General features: G+C 38.8%; 16 protein-coding genes and 1 pseudogene. 14 read left to right on the forward strand and 3 right to left on the reverse strand.

Translation table 11 applies throughout. From position 1 onward, the window contains the following. Nucleotides 1–256 precede the first annotated feature (256 nt). From BK120_RS23605 to BK120_RS36465, 14 genes and pseudogenes are all read left to right on the forward strand, one after another. Nucleotides 257–688 (forward strand): BlaI/MecI/CopY family transcriptional regulator, encoded by a 432-nt coding sequence (locus BK120_RS23605; RefSeq protein WP_076269955.1) that lies wholly within the window; start codon nt 257–259, stop codon nt 686–688. Then, a complete protein-coding gene (locus BK120_RS23610; protein ID WP_076269956.1) occupies nt 678–1,526 on the forward strand; it encodes a M56 family metallopeptidase in 849 nt (282 codons plus the stop codon). Before BK120_RS23605 ends, BK120_RS23610 begins: the two co-directional genes overlap by 11 nt. Before the next feature lie 67 nt (nt 1,527–1,593). Then, entirely contained in the window at nt 1,594–2,124 is a 531-nt protein-coding gene (locus BK120_RS23615; protein WP_083682364.1) for a TlpA family protein disulfide reductase, read from the forward strand. Next, a complete protein-coding gene (locus BK120_RS23620) occupies nt 2,124–2,843 on the forward strand; it encodes a prolipoprotein diacylglyceryl transferase (RefSeq protein WP_076269958.1) in 720 nt (239 codons plus the stop codon). Before BK120_RS23615 ends, BK120_RS23620 begins: the two co-directional genes overlap by 1 nt. 418 nt (nt 2,844–3,261) lie before the next feature. Continuing rightward, complete coding sequence (locus tag BK120_RS23625; RefSeq protein ID WP_076269959.1) at nt 3,262–3,537, forward strand: hypothetical protein; 276 nt, start codon at nt 3,262–3,264, stop codon at nt 3,535–3,537. An 88-nt stretch (nt 3,538–3,625) separates the two neighbouring features. Next, entirely contained in the window at nt 3,626–3,898 is a 273-nt protein-coding gene (locus BK120_RS23630; protein WP_076269960.1) for a hypothetical protein, read from the forward strand. A gap of 487 nt (nt 3,899–4,385) precedes the next feature. After that, on the forward strand, nt 4,386–6,233 hold the full coding sequence (gene asnB / locus BK120_RS23635) for an asparagine synthase (glutamine-hydrolyzing) (protein ID WP_076269961.1): 1,848 nt from the start codon (nt 4,386–4,388) through the stop codon (nt 6,231–6,233). Nucleotides 6,234–6,259: 26 nt separating this feature from the next. After that, nucleotides 6,260–7,309 (forward strand): C39 family peptidase, encoded by a 1,050-nt coding sequence (locus BK120_RS23640; protein WP_076269962.1) that lies wholly within the window; start codon nt 6,260–6,262, stop codon nt 7,307–7,309. A 108-nt stretch (nt 7,310–7,417) separates the two neighbouring features. Then, a complete protein-coding gene (locus BK120_RS23645; protein WP_076269963.1) occupies nt 7,418–8,038 on the forward strand; it encodes a TVP38/TMEM64 family protein in 621 nt (206 codons plus the stop codon). 117 nt (nt 8,039–8,155) lie between these two features. Beyond that, the gene (locus tag BK120_RS23650) at nt 8,156–8,869 is read left to right on the forward strand and encodes a cytochrome c biogenesis CcdA family protein (protein ID WP_076269964.1); all 714 of its coding nucleotides are present in this window, start codon (nt 8,156–8,158) and stop codon (nt 8,867–8,869) included. A 5-nt stretch (nt 8,870–8,874) separates the two neighbouring features. Further along, a complete protein-coding gene (locus BK120_RS23655; RefSeq protein ID WP_256710999.1) occupies nt 8,875–9,621 on the forward strand; it encodes an urease accessory protein UreH domain-containing protein in 747 nt (248 codons plus the stop codon). A gap of 16 nt (nt 9,622–9,637) precedes the next feature. Then, nucleotides 9,638–10,186, forward strand: coding sequence for a TlpA disulfide reductase family protein (locus tag BK120_RS23660; RefSeq protein ID WP_076269966.1), 549 nt, complete (start codon nt 9,638–9,640; stop codon nt 10,184–10,186). Nucleotides 10,187–10,644: 458 nt separating this feature from the next. Further along, entirely contained in the window at nt 10,645–11,889 is a 1,245-nt protein-coding gene (locus tag BK120_RS23665; RefSeq protein ID WP_083682368.1) for a multicopper oxidase family protein, read from the forward strand. A 446-nt stretch (nt 11,890–12,335) separates the two neighbouring features. Continuing rightward, a pseudogene (locus BK120_RS36465) lies at nt 12,336–12,577 on the forward strand (IS3 family transposase); the annotation flags it as partial. A 1,214-nt stretch (nt 12,578–13,791) separates the two neighbouring features. Here BK120_RS36465 and BK120_RS23675 read toward each other — a convergent pair. The 3 genes from BK120_RS23675 to BK120_RS23685 form a co-directional block, all read right to left on the reverse strand. Beyond that, nucleotides 13,792–15,063 (reverse strand): IS110 family RNA-guided transposase, encoded by a 1,272-nt coding sequence (locus BK120_RS23675; RefSeq protein WP_076269968.1) that lies wholly within the window; start codon nt 15,061–15,063, stop codon nt 13,792–13,794. A gap of 322 nt (nt 15,064–15,385) precedes the next feature. Continuing rightward, nucleotides 15,386–15,583 (reverse strand): hypothetical protein, encoded by a 198-nt coding sequence (locus BK120_RS23680; RefSeq protein WP_076269969.1) that lies wholly within the window; start codon nt 15,581–15,583, stop codon nt 15,386–15,388. Between the two features lie 77 nt (nt 15,584–15,660). Continuing rightward, a complete protein-coding gene (locus BK120_RS23685) occupies nt 15,661–17,067 on the reverse strand; it encodes an FAD-dependent oxidoreductase (RefSeq protein ID WP_076269970.1) in 1,407 nt (468 codons plus the stop codon). Nucleotides 17,068–17,128: the final 61 nt, after the last annotated feature.

Genomic DNA, 17,128 nt, shown 5'->3' on the forward strand with positions numbered 1-17,128 from the left:
CTACACTAATACATCATATATAGAATGATTAAGGAATGACATATAAGGCGAGACTTTCATCGGGGGAGCGAGAATCTAACAAAAGTATGATTCGGAACTTTCCCTGATCTATAATTTAAATACCTTTTTATTGAGAGGATGAGTGACCGCCTATCGTGTTGACTAATGATACAAAAAACAACTACAATTTGATAGAGTAAAAGGTTTAAACATCAGTATTAAATGAAGTATGTTAGGGTGGGAAGGAGTTGCTAGCATGAAAATACAACGAATGAAAATAAGTGAAGAGGGATTGAATCGTTTTTTCGGTCCACTTGAAGCTCAGATAATGGAGATTGTATGGAGTGAGAGAGAAGAAGTATCAATAAAAAAAGTACAATCATTGCTTATTGAAGAGCTCTCTTTTAATACGGTCATGACCGTTCTAAATCGTCTTGTTGAGAAAGGTCATTTAACGAAGGCTTCTTTAGGAAAAGGAAGAAATAAAACCAGTAACTTTAAACCTGTACAGAGTAAAGAACAATTTATCAAAGAGCAAACACGCATCGTAACCGAAGAGCTCGTTCAGGAATATGGACAAATGGTCGTAAACCATTTTTTTGACGCATTTGAACAAACTGATCCTCAATTAATGAGATTGATGGAAGACCGAATAAATCAGTGGAAGCGTGATAAAGATGAAACTTAGAAATCATCATATTGTTTTCCTACTTATGATTTTGGTTAGCGGTTTTGTCGGAGCCCAAATGATAATATATCTTCTCCACGAACTCTTTGGATTTAATCCAACATGGGGAATATTACAATACTGTATGGCTGCCTTAAACGAGCACACGTTTTTGCATTCAGCGGTAAATAATGTATTGAATGTTATTATTGCATACTGTTTCGGAATGGTCTTATTTGTAGGATGTAAACAGTTTTTGCTTGAGAGAAAGTGGTACAAATATGTACAAGCCAATCGTCATGTTCCATTATCAACACAACTTAATCGCAAATATAAGCACTTAGATCAAGAGATTATTGTCATTGAGCAAAACTCTATGTTAGCGGTTACCTCTGGTTTCATACGTCCTAAGATCATTATTTCTTCTGAAATTATATCTGATTTTACTGAACGAGAAGTTTCTGCTATTATACTTCATGAGTACTGCCATTGTCGGAATTATGATCCGCTTCGAATGCTAATCATTAAGATTATGACGGATAGTTTTCCTTTTATCCCCATTCTGAAACAATTTACACATTATATAAACGTGTGGGTTGAATTAGAAGCTGATAATTTTGCTGTTCAATATATGAAATCTCCAGTAGATCTTGCAAGTGTCTTATTAAAGTGTTCGAAGATGAGTAGAAAAATGGCCGTTGGCGTAGGCTTTGCTGATGAAGCAATCAACTACCGGTTGCTCCGATTAATCGAGCCGAAGCAAGCAATTCGTGTTCCAATAATGCCTTTCAGTCCGTTGGTTATCTCTTCATTCACAATTTTTGTCATAAGCAGTATTGTAATAAGCGGCTGTTCCTAAGCCGCTTTCTGTTTAATCTAATGCACTACGATTTGTAGTACTAAAATATATGAGAGAGGGCTGGAACTTGCGTAAACAACTGATACTGATCATCATCATTGCTGTTATAGTCATGATAGCTGTTTTGCAACCCGATCGAGAAAACCAAGAAGAAACTGCGAGGATTGGTTTTCAATCGCCAGATTTTGAGCTAAGAGGGATCGATGATATTCCATATTCACTTGCTGCCCTTGATGAAAAACCTGTGCTCATTAACTTTTGGGCATCATGGTGCGGTCCTTGTCGAAAAGAGGCACCAGAATTAGTACGTTTGTATAAAAAGTATAATGGAAAAATTGGATTTTATGCAGTTAATTTAACAACGAATGACAGTGTGAAGGGAGCAATTGCATTTTCACAAGAGTATCAATTGCCTTTTCCGGTATTGTTGGATGAAAAAGGAGAAGTATCGAAGCTCTATAAAATAAGATCCATTCCAACCACTTATTTTATTGATGGACGTGGGAAAATTATAAATGTTGTGACAGGATCTGCTTCACCAGAGACACTGGAGAAATTAATCAATCAAACCCTGGAGTCCTCAAGGAGGAATGATTAATGGTAGATGTATTGCAAATTGGTCCAATTCTTATTCGATTTACTTGGTTATATTTTATGATTTCTGCGATTTTCGGTTTCTATATTATGAGATATGTACTACAACGAAAATCACCACATAATTTGCATATCATTGATGTTTTATCAACGAGTGGCGTTTTGGCTTTATTAATATGGAAAATAGGCCCTGCAGTAGCGAATCCTTTGTTGCTTACTAGCCCGATGTCATTAATTATATATCCCGGAACCCCGTTTAGTACCAGGCTTGCTTTAGTGATTGTACTGATGTATTTGATATATACAATATGGCGAAGACAAATGAAATTGATGATAGTGTTGGATACCATTGTTATTGGATGGATTGCTTCTTCACTCGTATTTCAGATCACACACTGGCAATACGGATTACTTACAACTGTTCCTTGGGGGATTTCTATATCAAATCCGGATCTACGCTATCACCCTACTAATGTATATAAGTTATTTCTGCTAATTCCTCTAGTATGGAAAATGAATAAGCCGATTTTTGGTCAAGGGGAAATTGGTTACACTGGACTGTTAGGATATGGTTTGATATGTCTTTTAGTTTCATTTTTTGAACCTAAACTTACTGTATGGCTAGGACTATCTAAAGAACAAATTATGGCTGGTACGATCTTTTTGGTAGGTTTCATTGCTATGTTTGTCATCCAGTATCCTAAATCTTTAAGTAGGACGTAATACTAAATCTCAACGTTTTGGTTAATAACTACATACTGTAGTTCTAATTCACCGGCTGCAATAGTTTCTTAGACACTATGGATGGCGACAAGCGAAATGAATCGACCACGTGGAGTAGCGCTTGTAAATGTACTAGACTGGCAAACTGCGTTAGTTAGTGCAGACTTGATTCACTTTCCCAATAATGGACCCATTCTTTTTTTAACAAAGACGGCATACAGGATGCCACGCTAAATGAGATTAAGCGCCTTACCAACAGGAGTTATTGATAACGATGTCATACAAGTTGTTGTACTGATATGGCGAGGGCAATCGAGGCTTATTATACTAAGGTATCGAATGAAAATCCTCAGTCGGTTGTTGTCGGTTCTTGGACAGTCAAGAATATACACTCCCCGCGTTAAATTGGATTTCACATATGTCTGAACCGTTGCTCTATGAGACCCATGTTGTACCAGAGGAAACAATAGTAACAATACAGGCTCGCAAAAGAAATGCTAATATCTATCTATTGGGACCAGAGTTGATTGATTCTGCCAGCGTTGAAGAAAAATTGGGGCAACAAAATGGTAAGGTGATACGAGCAGCTGAAATAACCCTTATGATAATGCAATTGCCTCTGCAAAATACAAAGATCCTGCAACTGGTTTTGGTTGGGGGATTACAACCCCAGGTCACAACCTTTCTTTTGTAAATTTAGATACACCATATTTGGCACTTGCAGCACCCCTTTTTCTCACTTAGGCAAACACTCGCCTTTACTTTGTACGAGTAAAGAAAAGATGCCAGATAGCGTCATGAAATATGCGATGTCATTGCAGCCTAAATATAAAAAATCAACAACAGAGGGACCATACAATCAAGCTTGGTTAACCGGAAATGTAGAATCACTTGACGATACTTCACTAGGAGAAATCGATGTTATGTTTGGGATCGTTTCTGAAACAGGAGAAGGCCATGGCGGGCTCGGAAATGAAATGACAAATCCAAACAAGCCAAGCACAACCGATGAAGTAGGGGATAAAACCGAAGGAATGCCGAGTATGAATCATTAAAATAAGACCCAATCAAATTCTAATTTCTCTCGTCAAAGAAGTTTCTTAATATCTGGATATATACTGAGATTGCTTCGAATGGTGAAGCGATTATAACCAGCCATGGCCGATGTGGAAATCGCCTAATCGATCAACTTGCGACTCAAAAAAAGTGGTATATTCTTACGGAGAAAGAAGAGGAGATGAACTGGAAATTATTCAAATACAGTCTGAATCCCCTTTGATCTTTCAAATAAGGGAAGGTCACACGTTTTATGAAGTTAAAATGCCACTACATGTGTTTATAATGCTTGGAATACTGCCGTTGCATGGGTTAACAGCGCATCGTATGGGAATTGATTCTAGAAGACGGATTCGGATACCCTACGATACCTACGTAATAGAACTTAGTAAGTATCATTATTCACTTTATTACACTACGCTAAGTAGCGTATAATGAGATTGTAGAGATTTAAATAGACTAAACAGATGATGAAAGGTGTTGCATATGTGCGGTTTTGTAGGTTTTGCAGATAGTCATTTAGACATGGATCAAACATCGATCATTAAATCAATGATGGATACGATTATCCATAGAGGTCCTGATAGCGGTGGTATTTATTCGGATGAGCAAGTAACGTTCGGATTTCGACGTTTAAAGATCATTGATATATCTGAAGTAGCAAGTCAACCAATGTTCAATGAAGATAAGAGCTGTGTTCTGGTTTTTAATGGCGAAATATACAACTATCAAGAACTTCGGCATGATCTAGTTGAGAGAGGTCATATATTCAAAAGCAATACAGATAGTGAAGTCATCATTCATGCTTATGAAGAGTTTGGCGTCGAAGTATTGCATAAGTTAAGAGGAATGTTTGCCTTTGCTATATGGGATACGAAGAAAGAGACTATGTTTTTAGCGAGGGATTTCTTCGGAATAAAACCGCTCTACTACACTCAAAATACAAGAGATAGTTCTTTTATATTTGGTTCGGAGATTAAATCGTTCTTAAAGCAGCCTGCGTTTATTAAAGAAATGAATAAGGATGCATTAAAGCCTTATTTGACTTTTCAATATTCAGTATTGGATGAAACTTTTTTCAAGGGCGTGTACAAGCTGAAGCCCGGTCACTATATGATCTACAAAAAAGGCCGGATTGAGGTTAAATCCTACTGGGATTCGCAATTTAACTCAGAAGAAAATACACTGAAACATTACGTAGAAAAAATAAAGAACACATTACGGGAATCAGTTGAATATCACGGCATTAGCGATGTTAAGGTGGGTTCTTTCTTGTCGGGTGGCATTGATTCCAGTTATATAACCGCACTACTAGAGCCTAGTAAAACGTTTTCCGTTGGTTTTCAAGACTACAATGGGATTTTTAATGAGACAAATCTCGCAGAAGATTTATCGAAGATACTACAAATAGAAAATCATAAAAAGCTGGTTAGTGCAGATGAGTGTTTTGATTTGTTGCCAACTATTCAATATCATATGGATGAACCGCAGTCTAACCCGTCTTCTGTACCCTTATATTTTTTAGCAGAACTAGCTAGCAAGCATGTAACCGTAGTGTTGTCGGGGGAAGGAGCAGATGAGATTTTTGGTGGATACGATTGGTATGATTCTACGCCTGCCATGAAAAGATACGAGAAAATTCCATATGTGGTCAGGCGTCCGCTCTCTTTGTTCTCTAAAAAACTCCCTAGAAATCGCATTTCTTCGTTTTTGGTTAAAGGTGGGCAAAGGGTAGAGGAACGTTTTATCGGACAAGCCAAAGTATTCGAAGAAGTAGATGCTTTAAATGTATTAAAGGACGAATACAAGAATGGTCCATCTATACAAAGTATTACCAAAGCAGTATATGACAATGTTCAAGGCAAAGACGATGTGTCGAAAATGCAATATCTAGATCTTAAGCTCTGGCTACCAGGTGATATATTGTTGAAAGCAGATAAAATGAGCTTGGCACATTCTATTGAGCTTCGGGTTCCTTTTCTTGATAAAAAGGTTATGAATCTAGCATCAAAAATACCAACAAGCCTTCGTGTACATCCGAACAATACCAAATATGCTTTAAGGACGGCAGCAAAGGAAGTATTGCCAGACGAGTGGGCAAACAGACCGAAAGTTGGCTTCCCGGTACCCATTAGGCATTGGCTCAGGGAAGAAAAATATTATTCAATCGTCAAAGAAATGTTTCTATCAGATCGAGCTAAGCAATTTTTCAATACAGATGTATTAATGAAGTTTTTGGATGCTCATTATTCAGGTAAACAAAACTATGCGAGGAATATCTGGACCGTCTATGTTTTTCTAGTTTGGTATAAGAAGTTCTTTGAAGAACTATAACGTACTAATTGTAGAGGTAGACTAATATGGGGAAAAAAAATGTTCTATTGGGGATAATTTTGGGTATGGTCTTAATTCTCTCTTTACTAATTAGTAAAGAGAGAATTGATGATGTTCCAACTACTATGGTTAAAAATAAAATCAAGCAAGCAAGTATTGTAATTATAAATAAGGATGCAATTACGCAATTGCCAATCAAGGATTCTGAATATGTGATAATGAGAGAGGCTTCTGGTGAAGTTATTGAAACCATGAAAACAGATGCCGCAGGCAAAGCAACATCAAGATTACTTGATTATGAGGCGACTAGTTATATCATTAAGCAAAAGCAGGTTATGTTGCCTTATAAGTTAAGTGATGTAGAATTTCTTGTTGAAGTTAATGCACCTATTTTGGAGTTCGAAGATACGAATCAGATGCTTGATTATGTGAAGGAAGTTGGGCGAACTGCTGATGGCCAAATAGAGATTAAAAAAGTATTAATGAATGTTAATACACTTATGCAGAAACCTGAGCTGCCGAACGGGTGCGAAATTGTCTCATTAACAGCTGTGCTCAATTACTATGGATATAAGGTTACAAAAACGGAAATGTCAGATACATATTTACCAAAAGAGTCGTTTGCAGTGAATGAGAATAAATTATATGGACCAGATCCATATAAAGCCTATGGCGGTAATCCGCGCAATTTGAATGGTGCTTTTTTTAGTTATTCTCCTCCTATAGTAGAAGCTGCAAAATTATATTTTGATGCTGTAGGAGGAAGGAATAGTATTGCGGATATCAGCGGTAGTTCAAAGGAACAGATAATAGAATATCTTAATAAAGGGATCCCAGTAGTTGTATGGATAACGTTAGACCTATCAAAGCCACAAATTAATGCTGGATGGTATTTGAACGATTCGGGAGAATATTTTCCAGCACCAGTCAATTTGCATGTCGTTGTATTAAACGGATATGAAGAAAATCTTGTACATGTTATGAATCCGTTAGAAGGACAAGTTACTTATAATGCGGATACTTTTTTTAAAAGTTATGATGAGATAGGAAGCCATGCATTAATTGTCGGGAACTAATTAGTTAGTGAGAATTATTTGATAAGTGTGTAAACGGGCTATTTTCATCAATGCGAATCTTTTAACCAATTGTCATTTTTGATGTGCAGGTTGGAAAGGGATATTTGTATGAGGGTTACCAAATGGGTGATTGCATCCCTTAATCTTGCTACTATAATTGTTGTTTTTTGGAATATGGAGGTTTTAATACAATGGATTGATGATGAAAACGGGTACTTCGTCGTTGACTTTATGTTAACCGTCTTGTTGGCAGCAGTCCCAGGTATTCCGTTCGGTATTGTCGGTGGAATCATTGGTGCGAAGTACGGCGTCATATGGGGAGGCTTGTTAAACATCGCTGCCTCTACGCTGGCTGCAACATTTGTTTACTTCTTATTCCGTTATTTGCTACATAACCAAGGAAGAGCATTACTTGAGAGGAATAGCTCATTAAGACAAATGGACAAGTTCATTAACCGCCATACATTCTGGGCTTTACTCATGGCTCGTATTATTCCAATTCTCCCTGCAGCAGTTATTAACTTGTATGCTGGTGTGTTTGGTTTAAACTTTAAAGTATTTTTACTTTCAACGCTTCTAGGCAAAATACCAGTTATGCTTGTATTTGCATATGTTGGAGACAATCTGCGCTCTGGCTCCGGAGAGTGGATTTTTGTAGTTGTTATATATGCTCTATTTCTATTTTTCGTTTATGGGTTGTATCGATTGCTCAACAATAGACGGAGATAATTCTCTACCACGTCCAGTTCGCCACTAGTGATGTGATTGAGGGCTATTTCAAGAGCTATTAGAAGAACTATTTTATAAGATTTATTAGGTGAATTATGTAATCGAAGGAGAAGCTCAATGGGAACCGCTGATTTAACTATATGGATTGTGTTTGGGGCAGGATTTCTATCGTTCATTTCCCCATGTTGTCTCCCACTTTATCCATCGTATTTGTCTTATATAACTGGAGTGTCAGTCAACGATTTGAAAACAGGCAAAGGACTGTTTCAAAAACAGGCGTTACTTCATACGATATTCTTTATTTTTGGATTTTCAATCATTTTTTTTGCATTGGGTCTGTCGGCTAGTTTAGTCGGGAATCTTTTTTCTGAGTATCAGAATTTAATCAGGCAATTAGGTGGCATAATGGTTGCTCTTTTTGGTCTTGTCATGTTGGGCATATTTACACCTAAGATATTGCTAAAATCGGTGAAATTTGAATGGAAAAAACGCCCGATGGGTTACCTTGGTTCTGTTCTGGTTGGGATCACTTATGCTGCCGGTTGGACACCTTGTGTTGGGCCGATATTGGCTGCCGTACTTGCACTAGGGGTAAGCAATTCGGGTCAAGCTGTGATTTACACAGTAGCTTATACAATTGGGTTTTCTATTCCATTTTTCGTTATGGCCTTTTTTATTGGAAAGATACGATGGTTGCTTAAATATTCAAACATGTTTATGAAAGTCGGAGGAGCAATGATGGTTATTACCGGAGTTCTGCTTTATACGGATAAAATGACCGAAATTACAATTTTCTTTATAAAACTTTATGGTGGCTTTACAGGATTTTAAGGGAGATGGATATGTACTCATTTTTTAACGAGGTTAGTTCTTTTTTTAGCGAACCCTTTCGTTTTGCATCACAATCTAATATTGCTTTGCTTGCTGCATTATTTTTAGGAATTATAGGATCGGTAGCCCCTTGTCAAATCTCAGCGAATGTTGCTGCTATCACATACTTCAGTAACCGCCACATTCAGTCAAGGCTATCTTGGCAGGAAACGGCTATGTATATATTAGGGAAAGTTTTTCTATTCAGCTTATTGGGTATGATGTTCTGGTTATTTGGACATCAACTATCAATTGAATTTATACCACTCTTTTCGTTCTCCAGAAAACTGTTAGGACCGTTATTGATTCTTTTCGGAATAATATTACTCGGGGGTATTCGGCTAACTTTTAACATCGGTACACGTATCTCCAGTGGCTTGCAAAAAATGGCTGATCACATAAGGGGGTCAGCAGGAGCATTTTTGATGGGAGTGGCATTCTCTATCGGATTTTGTCCGACTATGTTCATCTTATTCTTTGGCTCACTAATGCCTCTGGCGCTTCAAACTTCGTATGGTATTGTACTACCATCCATATTCGCATTTGGAACGGCTATGCCATATTTATTGTTTACTGCATTAGCTGTAGGTTTCGGTTTGGACAAGGCTTTTGTAAAGCGGACGAAGCGATGGGGAGGAGTGATTCAAAAACTTACAGGCTCACTGTTTTTGGTGCTTGGCGTAAGTGATACTTTAACATATTGGGCGTTTTAAGAAAGAGGAAACTTCAATGAAAAATGGGATAATTGCAGTTATTGGGATTGTGATACTCACGATATTTATGATTTATCGAGTTCCATCCAACGAAATAGAGGGATTGCCTGAACAAGAACAAACTAAGGTAGTGGTAGAGACGCCAAAAGTAGGTTATCATGCTCCTCGCTTTTCTCTTTCATCATTATATGGACAAACCTATTCACTTGAAAGTCTAGAAGGTAAGCCGGTGCTCATAAATTTTTGGGCGTCATGGTGCGAACCTTGTAAGACGGAAGCTCCCGAGCTCGTGAAATTGTATGAAACGTATAAAGACAAGATTGAAATATACGCAATAAATGTTACAGCGAGTGATACATTTGAAGGTGCTAAGTCATTCGCTGAAGAATATGGATTTTCATTCCCGGTTTTGATGGATGAACAAGCGGAAACAGCAAAAAAATTCGCTATTCAACCGATCCCTACCACATTTTTTGTTAATAGAGAGGGTGTTATTGTTGATATAGTCGTTGGCCCTTTAAATAAAGAGTTATTAGAAAACAAAATGAAGCTTCTTTTTAAGTGAGAATAAAAGGAAATCAAGGAGCAGGGTGATGACTCTTATTTGGACTTATCTACTGATGTGTTGTTGTTCCGGATGGTTATGTAGAATTTGTTTTGGTCAGATTGACAGGACGTAAAAGCTACAAGCAATAAATTGGTGACATTTAAAAATTTGAAAGTTTAACCAGCCGCTCATTTGTGCGGCTTTTTTCTTTAATAATATTGGCGTCGCTGTCACCAAGTGTAAACATAGGGTTAAATATAGAAATTAGTTGAACTGATTAGTGAATTTGAACGTAATCAGGCTATATTCAACATTATTTCAGCTCTTAAACCTGCAATTTGAAGGTAAAAACGACGGATAGATTCTAAGCAACTGATAAAACGTATTTGTTGTTGGGAGTAAGTAAAAAGTAAAAGTGGAATAATCACTCCCTGGTTAGCTCATACTACCCTTATATGTTTGGAGGGGGTTTGATAATGAAACAGGTTTCGTTTTTCTTTACTACTTTTTTTGTTCTTATTTTATTGTCTAGCTGCAATACAGCAGCCAATAGTGGTACGACTACGGATTCGCAGAATACAAACCAGAATAAACAATCGCTTGGCAGGGTGCAAAATTTTGCGGAGGATCAAAAGAGGAGTGTACCAACTGAAAATATCTTGACAACAAAAAAATTGCGCAGTTTACCTCCTTTGTCCGAAACGGATTCAATCCAAATTACAAATAAACTGCATGAATTCCATCTGGAGGCCAAGATTACGAAATGGCAACTCATATCAAGTGTTCAAACAGAAGCTTTTACGTTTAACGGCTCAGTCCCGGGTCCTGTCATACGTGCGCAAGAAGGGGATACAATTCGAGTAGTCCTTAAAAACAGTCTGCCGGAAGAAACATCCATCCACTGGCATGGCCTTCATGTTCCAAACAAGATGGACGGTGTTCCTTCTTTCACTCAACATGCCATAAGGCCTGGAGAAACGTTTACGTACGAATTCGTCGCTAACCATGCGGGAACCTATATGTATCATTCCCACTTTAACAGCATTCAGCAAATCGATAAAGGATTGTACGGAATGCTCATTATCGATCCGCAAAACGAGAAGCTGAAACACGATCGAGAGTATATGTTCATGTTCGGTGGATGGAATATTTCGGAAAAGACTGACAAACAAGGGAAAAAAGATAATCAGGGGATGGGGAACGATCCCATGTCTAGGATGCCCAAAGGACAGACTGTTCCCCTAAAGAAAAAAGGCAACATACGTAGTATGATGGAGCACGGCCTACAAGATAAGAATGATCAGAACAATCCTCATGCCAGCATGGAGATGCCTTCTCAACCTAGTGACAAAGCGGGAAGTTCCGTGATGGGAATGGACTATAATTATTGGACCATCAATGGTAAATCGTTTCCGGACACGCAGCCAATTGAAGTGAGAAATGGGGAACTGGTTCGTCTTCGACTCGCCAATATTAGCAATGGCATTCATCCGATGCATCTGCATGGGCACGATTTTCGAATTATCGCTAAAGACGGCCATCCGCTTTCCGTCCCGCAGATAGTAAATACGGTAACAGTAAACCCGGGTGAAACGTATGATGTCGACTTCATTGCCGACAATCCCGGTGAGTGGTTGTTCCATTGTCATGAACTGCATCATACGACCAATGCCAATGTCGAGCCAGGGGGTCTTATGACGATCGTTAAATACGTAAAATAAAACATTACAGGATTCTAACGGGGGTAACTTACAAAGGCAACCGGCCGATCGGTTGCCTTAATTTTTTAGCAAGATTTTAGGGGGAATAAATTCTTAATTCTGGCATTAATCGGTCTGTCCAATGCAACAATCTTTGCTTCAAAGGACACAAGAGAGAGTGTGTGTCGGATGACAAGAAATAAGCCGATTAATTACCGCGTAAATTGCGGTTATTTTATTTTATCGGAACATATTCTTGACAATATGCAATGTCAAGAATATGTTCCGATTGCTGATGAGCAATTGACCAATTGCTCGAACCCCATAACGTGAGTAACGTGAGACAAATCAAAACACCTTCAAGAAGATGGAACCATGTCGTAAGATATGGAGAGAACCTTGGAGGTGTTTTTACGTTTGCAACAAGAGTAAGTTACCCAGTGGAAATAAAGTCGAAAGCAATCGAAATGAGTATAGAGGCATACCTGTGAAGGAAGTCATGAAGCAACTCAACATACGAAATAAGACGCAAGTGGAAACTTGGATGCGGTGGTATCATAGCGGCGAATTGAATAGGTTGGAGTAGCCCGTCGGCAAGCAATATAGCTATGGCAAAGGACCTAAGTTTAGCTCAGGGCTGGAGCAAATAAAGGCGGAGAATTGGTTCTTAAAGCAACAATTAGATGTGCTAAAAAAATACAAGGAGATGGAAAGGATACAAAATCTCCTTATTGCTTAGTGAAACCATTTCTTTTCTTTGTATTAACATTTCGCTCAAAACATCCCATGATATCTCTAAAGTGAATGAATAAGGTCTATAATCATATTTTTTTAAATAATTGATAATGCTATGCTCTATAGAAAAAATCGTGGCACGTGTGGAACATTAATTTTAATAAATGATGAAAAGTCCTTCATCATTTTTCTTGCGAAATCTGCCTTTTCAGCCAAAATGAATTGGAAAGTGGATGCGTCATACTTCAAAACGACGGAAGACGAGATGTTTATTATATACATATGCACAAAATTCGTATTTTATACATATGTCTGTATATCGAGTTAAAGCCTTTATCTATATGATATTATATGGTGTCGGATGACAAGAATCTATACCGATAAATGACAAGAATGTGTACCGATATCTGTAGAACTTATGTTCTCTCCTACACATTATTATATAATAAAAAACTGATCTTCAAACCGTTTTCACGAAAGAAGAACGTATAGATTACAAAGACGCTTGGCGCGAATTAAAAAAAAGAAGGCTTGGGGTTGCGGAGATTGAGTCAGGGTTTGAGTATCAATTTCCTGGTGATTCGGATACGCTGCGTCTGTTGTATGATTGGATTAGCTTGGAGCAAAAATGTTGTCCGTTGTTCACGATTCGCGCAAGCCACGAAAACGAACCGATTTTGTTGCAGCTAACGGGAAATTCCGAAGCAAAAGCTTTCTTACGTGAGGAGCTCAACGATAAAATTCAGATGATCACAGCGTTGGGCGAGAATAATCTTATTTCTAAAACAAATAAAAAGCATTAAACTCCCTTGGTACGATATGTTTTTCTCACGAATGCTCGCTTATTCGCAGGATTTCGCCCGGTTGGTAAGGGCTGAAAGACAAGAAGGGGAACGCCGTGTTAGACTTCGACAACATGAAGGCGCACGGGAATAAAGGGGGATTATTGACGCCCCATATACTTCCATTTACTGCACGTATTCTCCACGCCGCCCTTGGAGGTTTTCACTCCCATGTCTTAACGGGTCAAAGCCCTCTCATTCCTTCGTTACGCCTATCCAAGGGGTGGAGGCCGGTCTTGCTAACGGTACGGGTCGGTGCCCTTTGGTTTAATGAATCCGGTACTCCGTGCTTTCTATGAAATCCTGCGAATAAGCCAAAACTCGTACAACGAAACGGGTTGTTAGGTTAAGCTGCTTGCAAGAGCGGTAACGTTTTTTGTGGCATGTAGGCTTTACCGCTACGCGCTATCCCGACTAGTATTCTAGCCAACTTACCGCATAGTTTCATAATGGACCTCATTTTCTTCATCTTCTTGAATTGCACATTGTATGCATGCATCGCTTGAAACTCCGAATTGTTCATGACCAAACTCATAGTAGTCATGAAGAGGAAACGGCGAAGACGGGATCGTCCGCGTTTGCTAATCTTCATTTGCCCCGTCCATTTGCCTGAGCTCGCTTCTGCGAGGTTAAGTCCTGCATGGCGCAGCAAAGCATTTCCGTGAACAAATCCGCTTAAGTCCCCAGCTTCACCCAAAATACCAGCGAGTGAAATGACACTAATCCCTTTAATCGCGAGGATGGATTTTGCAAAGGGAATGCGTTCTATTACGGTTGAAATTTCCTTCTCCACAACCTCTAGCTGTTCGCAAGCAAGGTCGTACTCGGCGAGCAATTGTTTCAAGTGAAGCTTGTAGTAATGCGTAGCTGACTGAGATCCTATAGAATGGTTGGCTAGCTCGATGAGTGCTTTTGCTTTCCTGGCACCACAGTGCCGTTTCATGATGGTTTTCCATCCCTGAATTAGGTACTGAGGCTGCAGCTTACTGAGCTCCGCTGGAGTAGGGAAGAGGCGAAGCGTAGCGATGGATCCGATACAGGTGATGTCCTTGAATACGCGGCGTAGTTCAGGGAAAACAACGTCAACCCAGCGGTGGATCTGGTTTTTGGCACTAACAAGTCGTTTGACGACGAAGTCACGATTAGAGAGAAGCACACGTAGATCCTCGAAGGCTTCGGGGGTCGTGCGGGTTTCCGAGTAGTAACCGTTCTTGACCATGTCGGCGATAACGAGTGCATCCTTTCTGTCACTTTTTGAGGGCGTATTGTCGCGATTTTCTTTGTTCTTTTTGACGAGATGCGGATTGACTAAAACGACTTCAAAATGGTGCTCTGTGAGCCACCGAGATACGTTGAGCCAGTAGTGCCCGGTTGGTTCCATCCCGACGACGGCTGCGCTTAAATGATGGGTGGTTTGCAGCTTTTGAATCCAAAGCAAAAGATGGTGAAACCCCTCCTCGTCATTAGAAAAGGATAAGTAGTCTCCGATGATGATGCCACGAAAATTTACAGCGCGCGCAACATGCATCTGTTGGGCGATGTCGATCCCGATAACTAAATGCTGAGCAGTAATTTTTTCAATGAGTTGATTTTGTCTCGCTTGCGATTTAAACTTCATAGTAGAGCGTCCTCCTGGATGATGGAATTTTTAGGGCTATGACCCGTTGCATACTTCCATCGTACCGAGGCGCTCGTTTTTTTGCAAAGCTGATAATTAACGCTCTACAGGAATGCTAACGAGTACGTTAGTTCGAAAAGTCAGCGGCAGTCTTGGACTTTATTTTCCAGTCCAGGACTACCGCTGTTTTTTTGCATGTGCCAGTCTAATACTTATTTCAATATATCTGACGGTTTCATATCATGAAAATCCTCTTACATCAGCATATCCAGTCTAATACTATTATTTTGTTTTAACATTTATATTTGAAATCAACAAAGTGTCATATATTCTTATGAAGAAATGGGTTCCTCAAATTGTAATTAGTCTCTTTTAGTTCATTTAGAAAATTCCGAAGCTTTTCAATATTCTCCAATCCAACTATTTGAATACCACCTGTTTCATTGACAATGGAGATTATTTTCCTACCTTTTTTATTTAAAAACTCAATTTGGTCAGTAGTTATTTTCATGATCGTCACAAGAAATCTCTCCTTTATGAATTGAGCTTCACGTGGATACCTGTTTGGTTTTTCTTGATTATATTAATATATAAGATTTAATTGCAGCATGAAGAATTTTCTGCTGGTTCAATCGAACATGAGTTTTCATCCTTCTTTGATGACAAATTATTAATGCTACAAACACCTGTTTCAGGTAAATCAAGCTCAACTTTCAAAGCAGCTTCATAATCACCCGAAAGATAAGCTACAACAGATCTTACTTGTTCATAACCAGTAGCCATGAGGAATGTTGGAGCTCGACCGTAACTCTTCATTCCAACAATGTAAAAGTCTTTTTCTGAATGTCTTAATTCCCTTTCTCCGTGAGGTCTAACCGTACCACAACTATGGACATTAGGGTCGATAAGAGAAGAAAGATTCTCTATACTTTCTGTAACTTGATCAATGCTTAGTCGTAGTTCACGCAAGAATGAAAAATCAGATCGACTTCCTGTATTGACAATGATTTCATCAATGCCGTTTAAGTCCATACTTTCCTCTTTGTTATTACCGCTAATAGTTATTTTACCATCTGAACAGCTTAACTTTTGGATTTTAAATGGAGTAACAACTTGGATTTGTTCGGAATTAATCAATTGGTGAATACGGCTGCCTAGTTCTCCTCTGGCTTGAAGTTGATCATTCTCTTCACCACCATATGCGTCCTCTACTCTGTTCTTCCTCATGATCCACACAATCTTCATACATGGATCAGACTCTTTTAGTTGAGCAAGGTCTAACAATGTATTTATAGCAGAGTGACCACCACCAACTACAGCAATACTTTTCCCTATATATCTTTCTTTATCTATCCCTTGAATATTTGGGATACCATAATAAATACTCTCACTCAGTGATTGTTCTTCCTTCGTCCAGATACCACTTGCATAGAGTGGATTCGAATGTCCCCATGTTCCAGAAGCATCAATTACTGCTTTTGCTTCATAATTTTGCATGATGCCATCTACCTCTGCGTATATCACGAACGGAAGAGTCTCCCTAAGTTCTGATTTCATTTTATCTGTATCTTTTCTGCTTATGCCTAGCACTTTGGTCTTCAGGATTAGTCGGGATCTTATCTCCGGAAGATTAGCTAATGGTAGCAAATATTTCTCTAACAATTCTAAGCCCGTTGGCAGTTCATCAGGCGAAGGAGCGCTCCATCCTTCTTTCGATAACAATCTTGCAGCTGCTTTATCCATATTGTATTGCCACGGTGAAAACAAGCGGACATGTCCCCAATCAGATATATTGCGCCCAACTTGTGGACCTGATTCTAAAAGGATGAAATTCTCTCCGCGCTCCGCTAAATGCGCTGCTGCGGCTAAACCTATCGGGCCAGCCCCTATGATTGCTACAGGTAATTTATTCATTTTGTTTTTTGGTTGTTGCATTGTAACTTTTTGATTAATGGAAGGTGATACACAACAAGATTCGGTTTGTTTTAGTTCAATGTTTTTCATAGCGATTTTTCCTCCGATTTTGTTCTTTTTTTATTATTTGGTAAAGAATTTATAGTGTTGT

It is taken from the genome of Paenibacillus sp. FSL A5-0031 (assembly GCF_001956295.1).
GTDB lineage: Bacteria > Bacillota > Bacilli > Paenibacillales > Paenibacillaceae > Pristimantibacillus.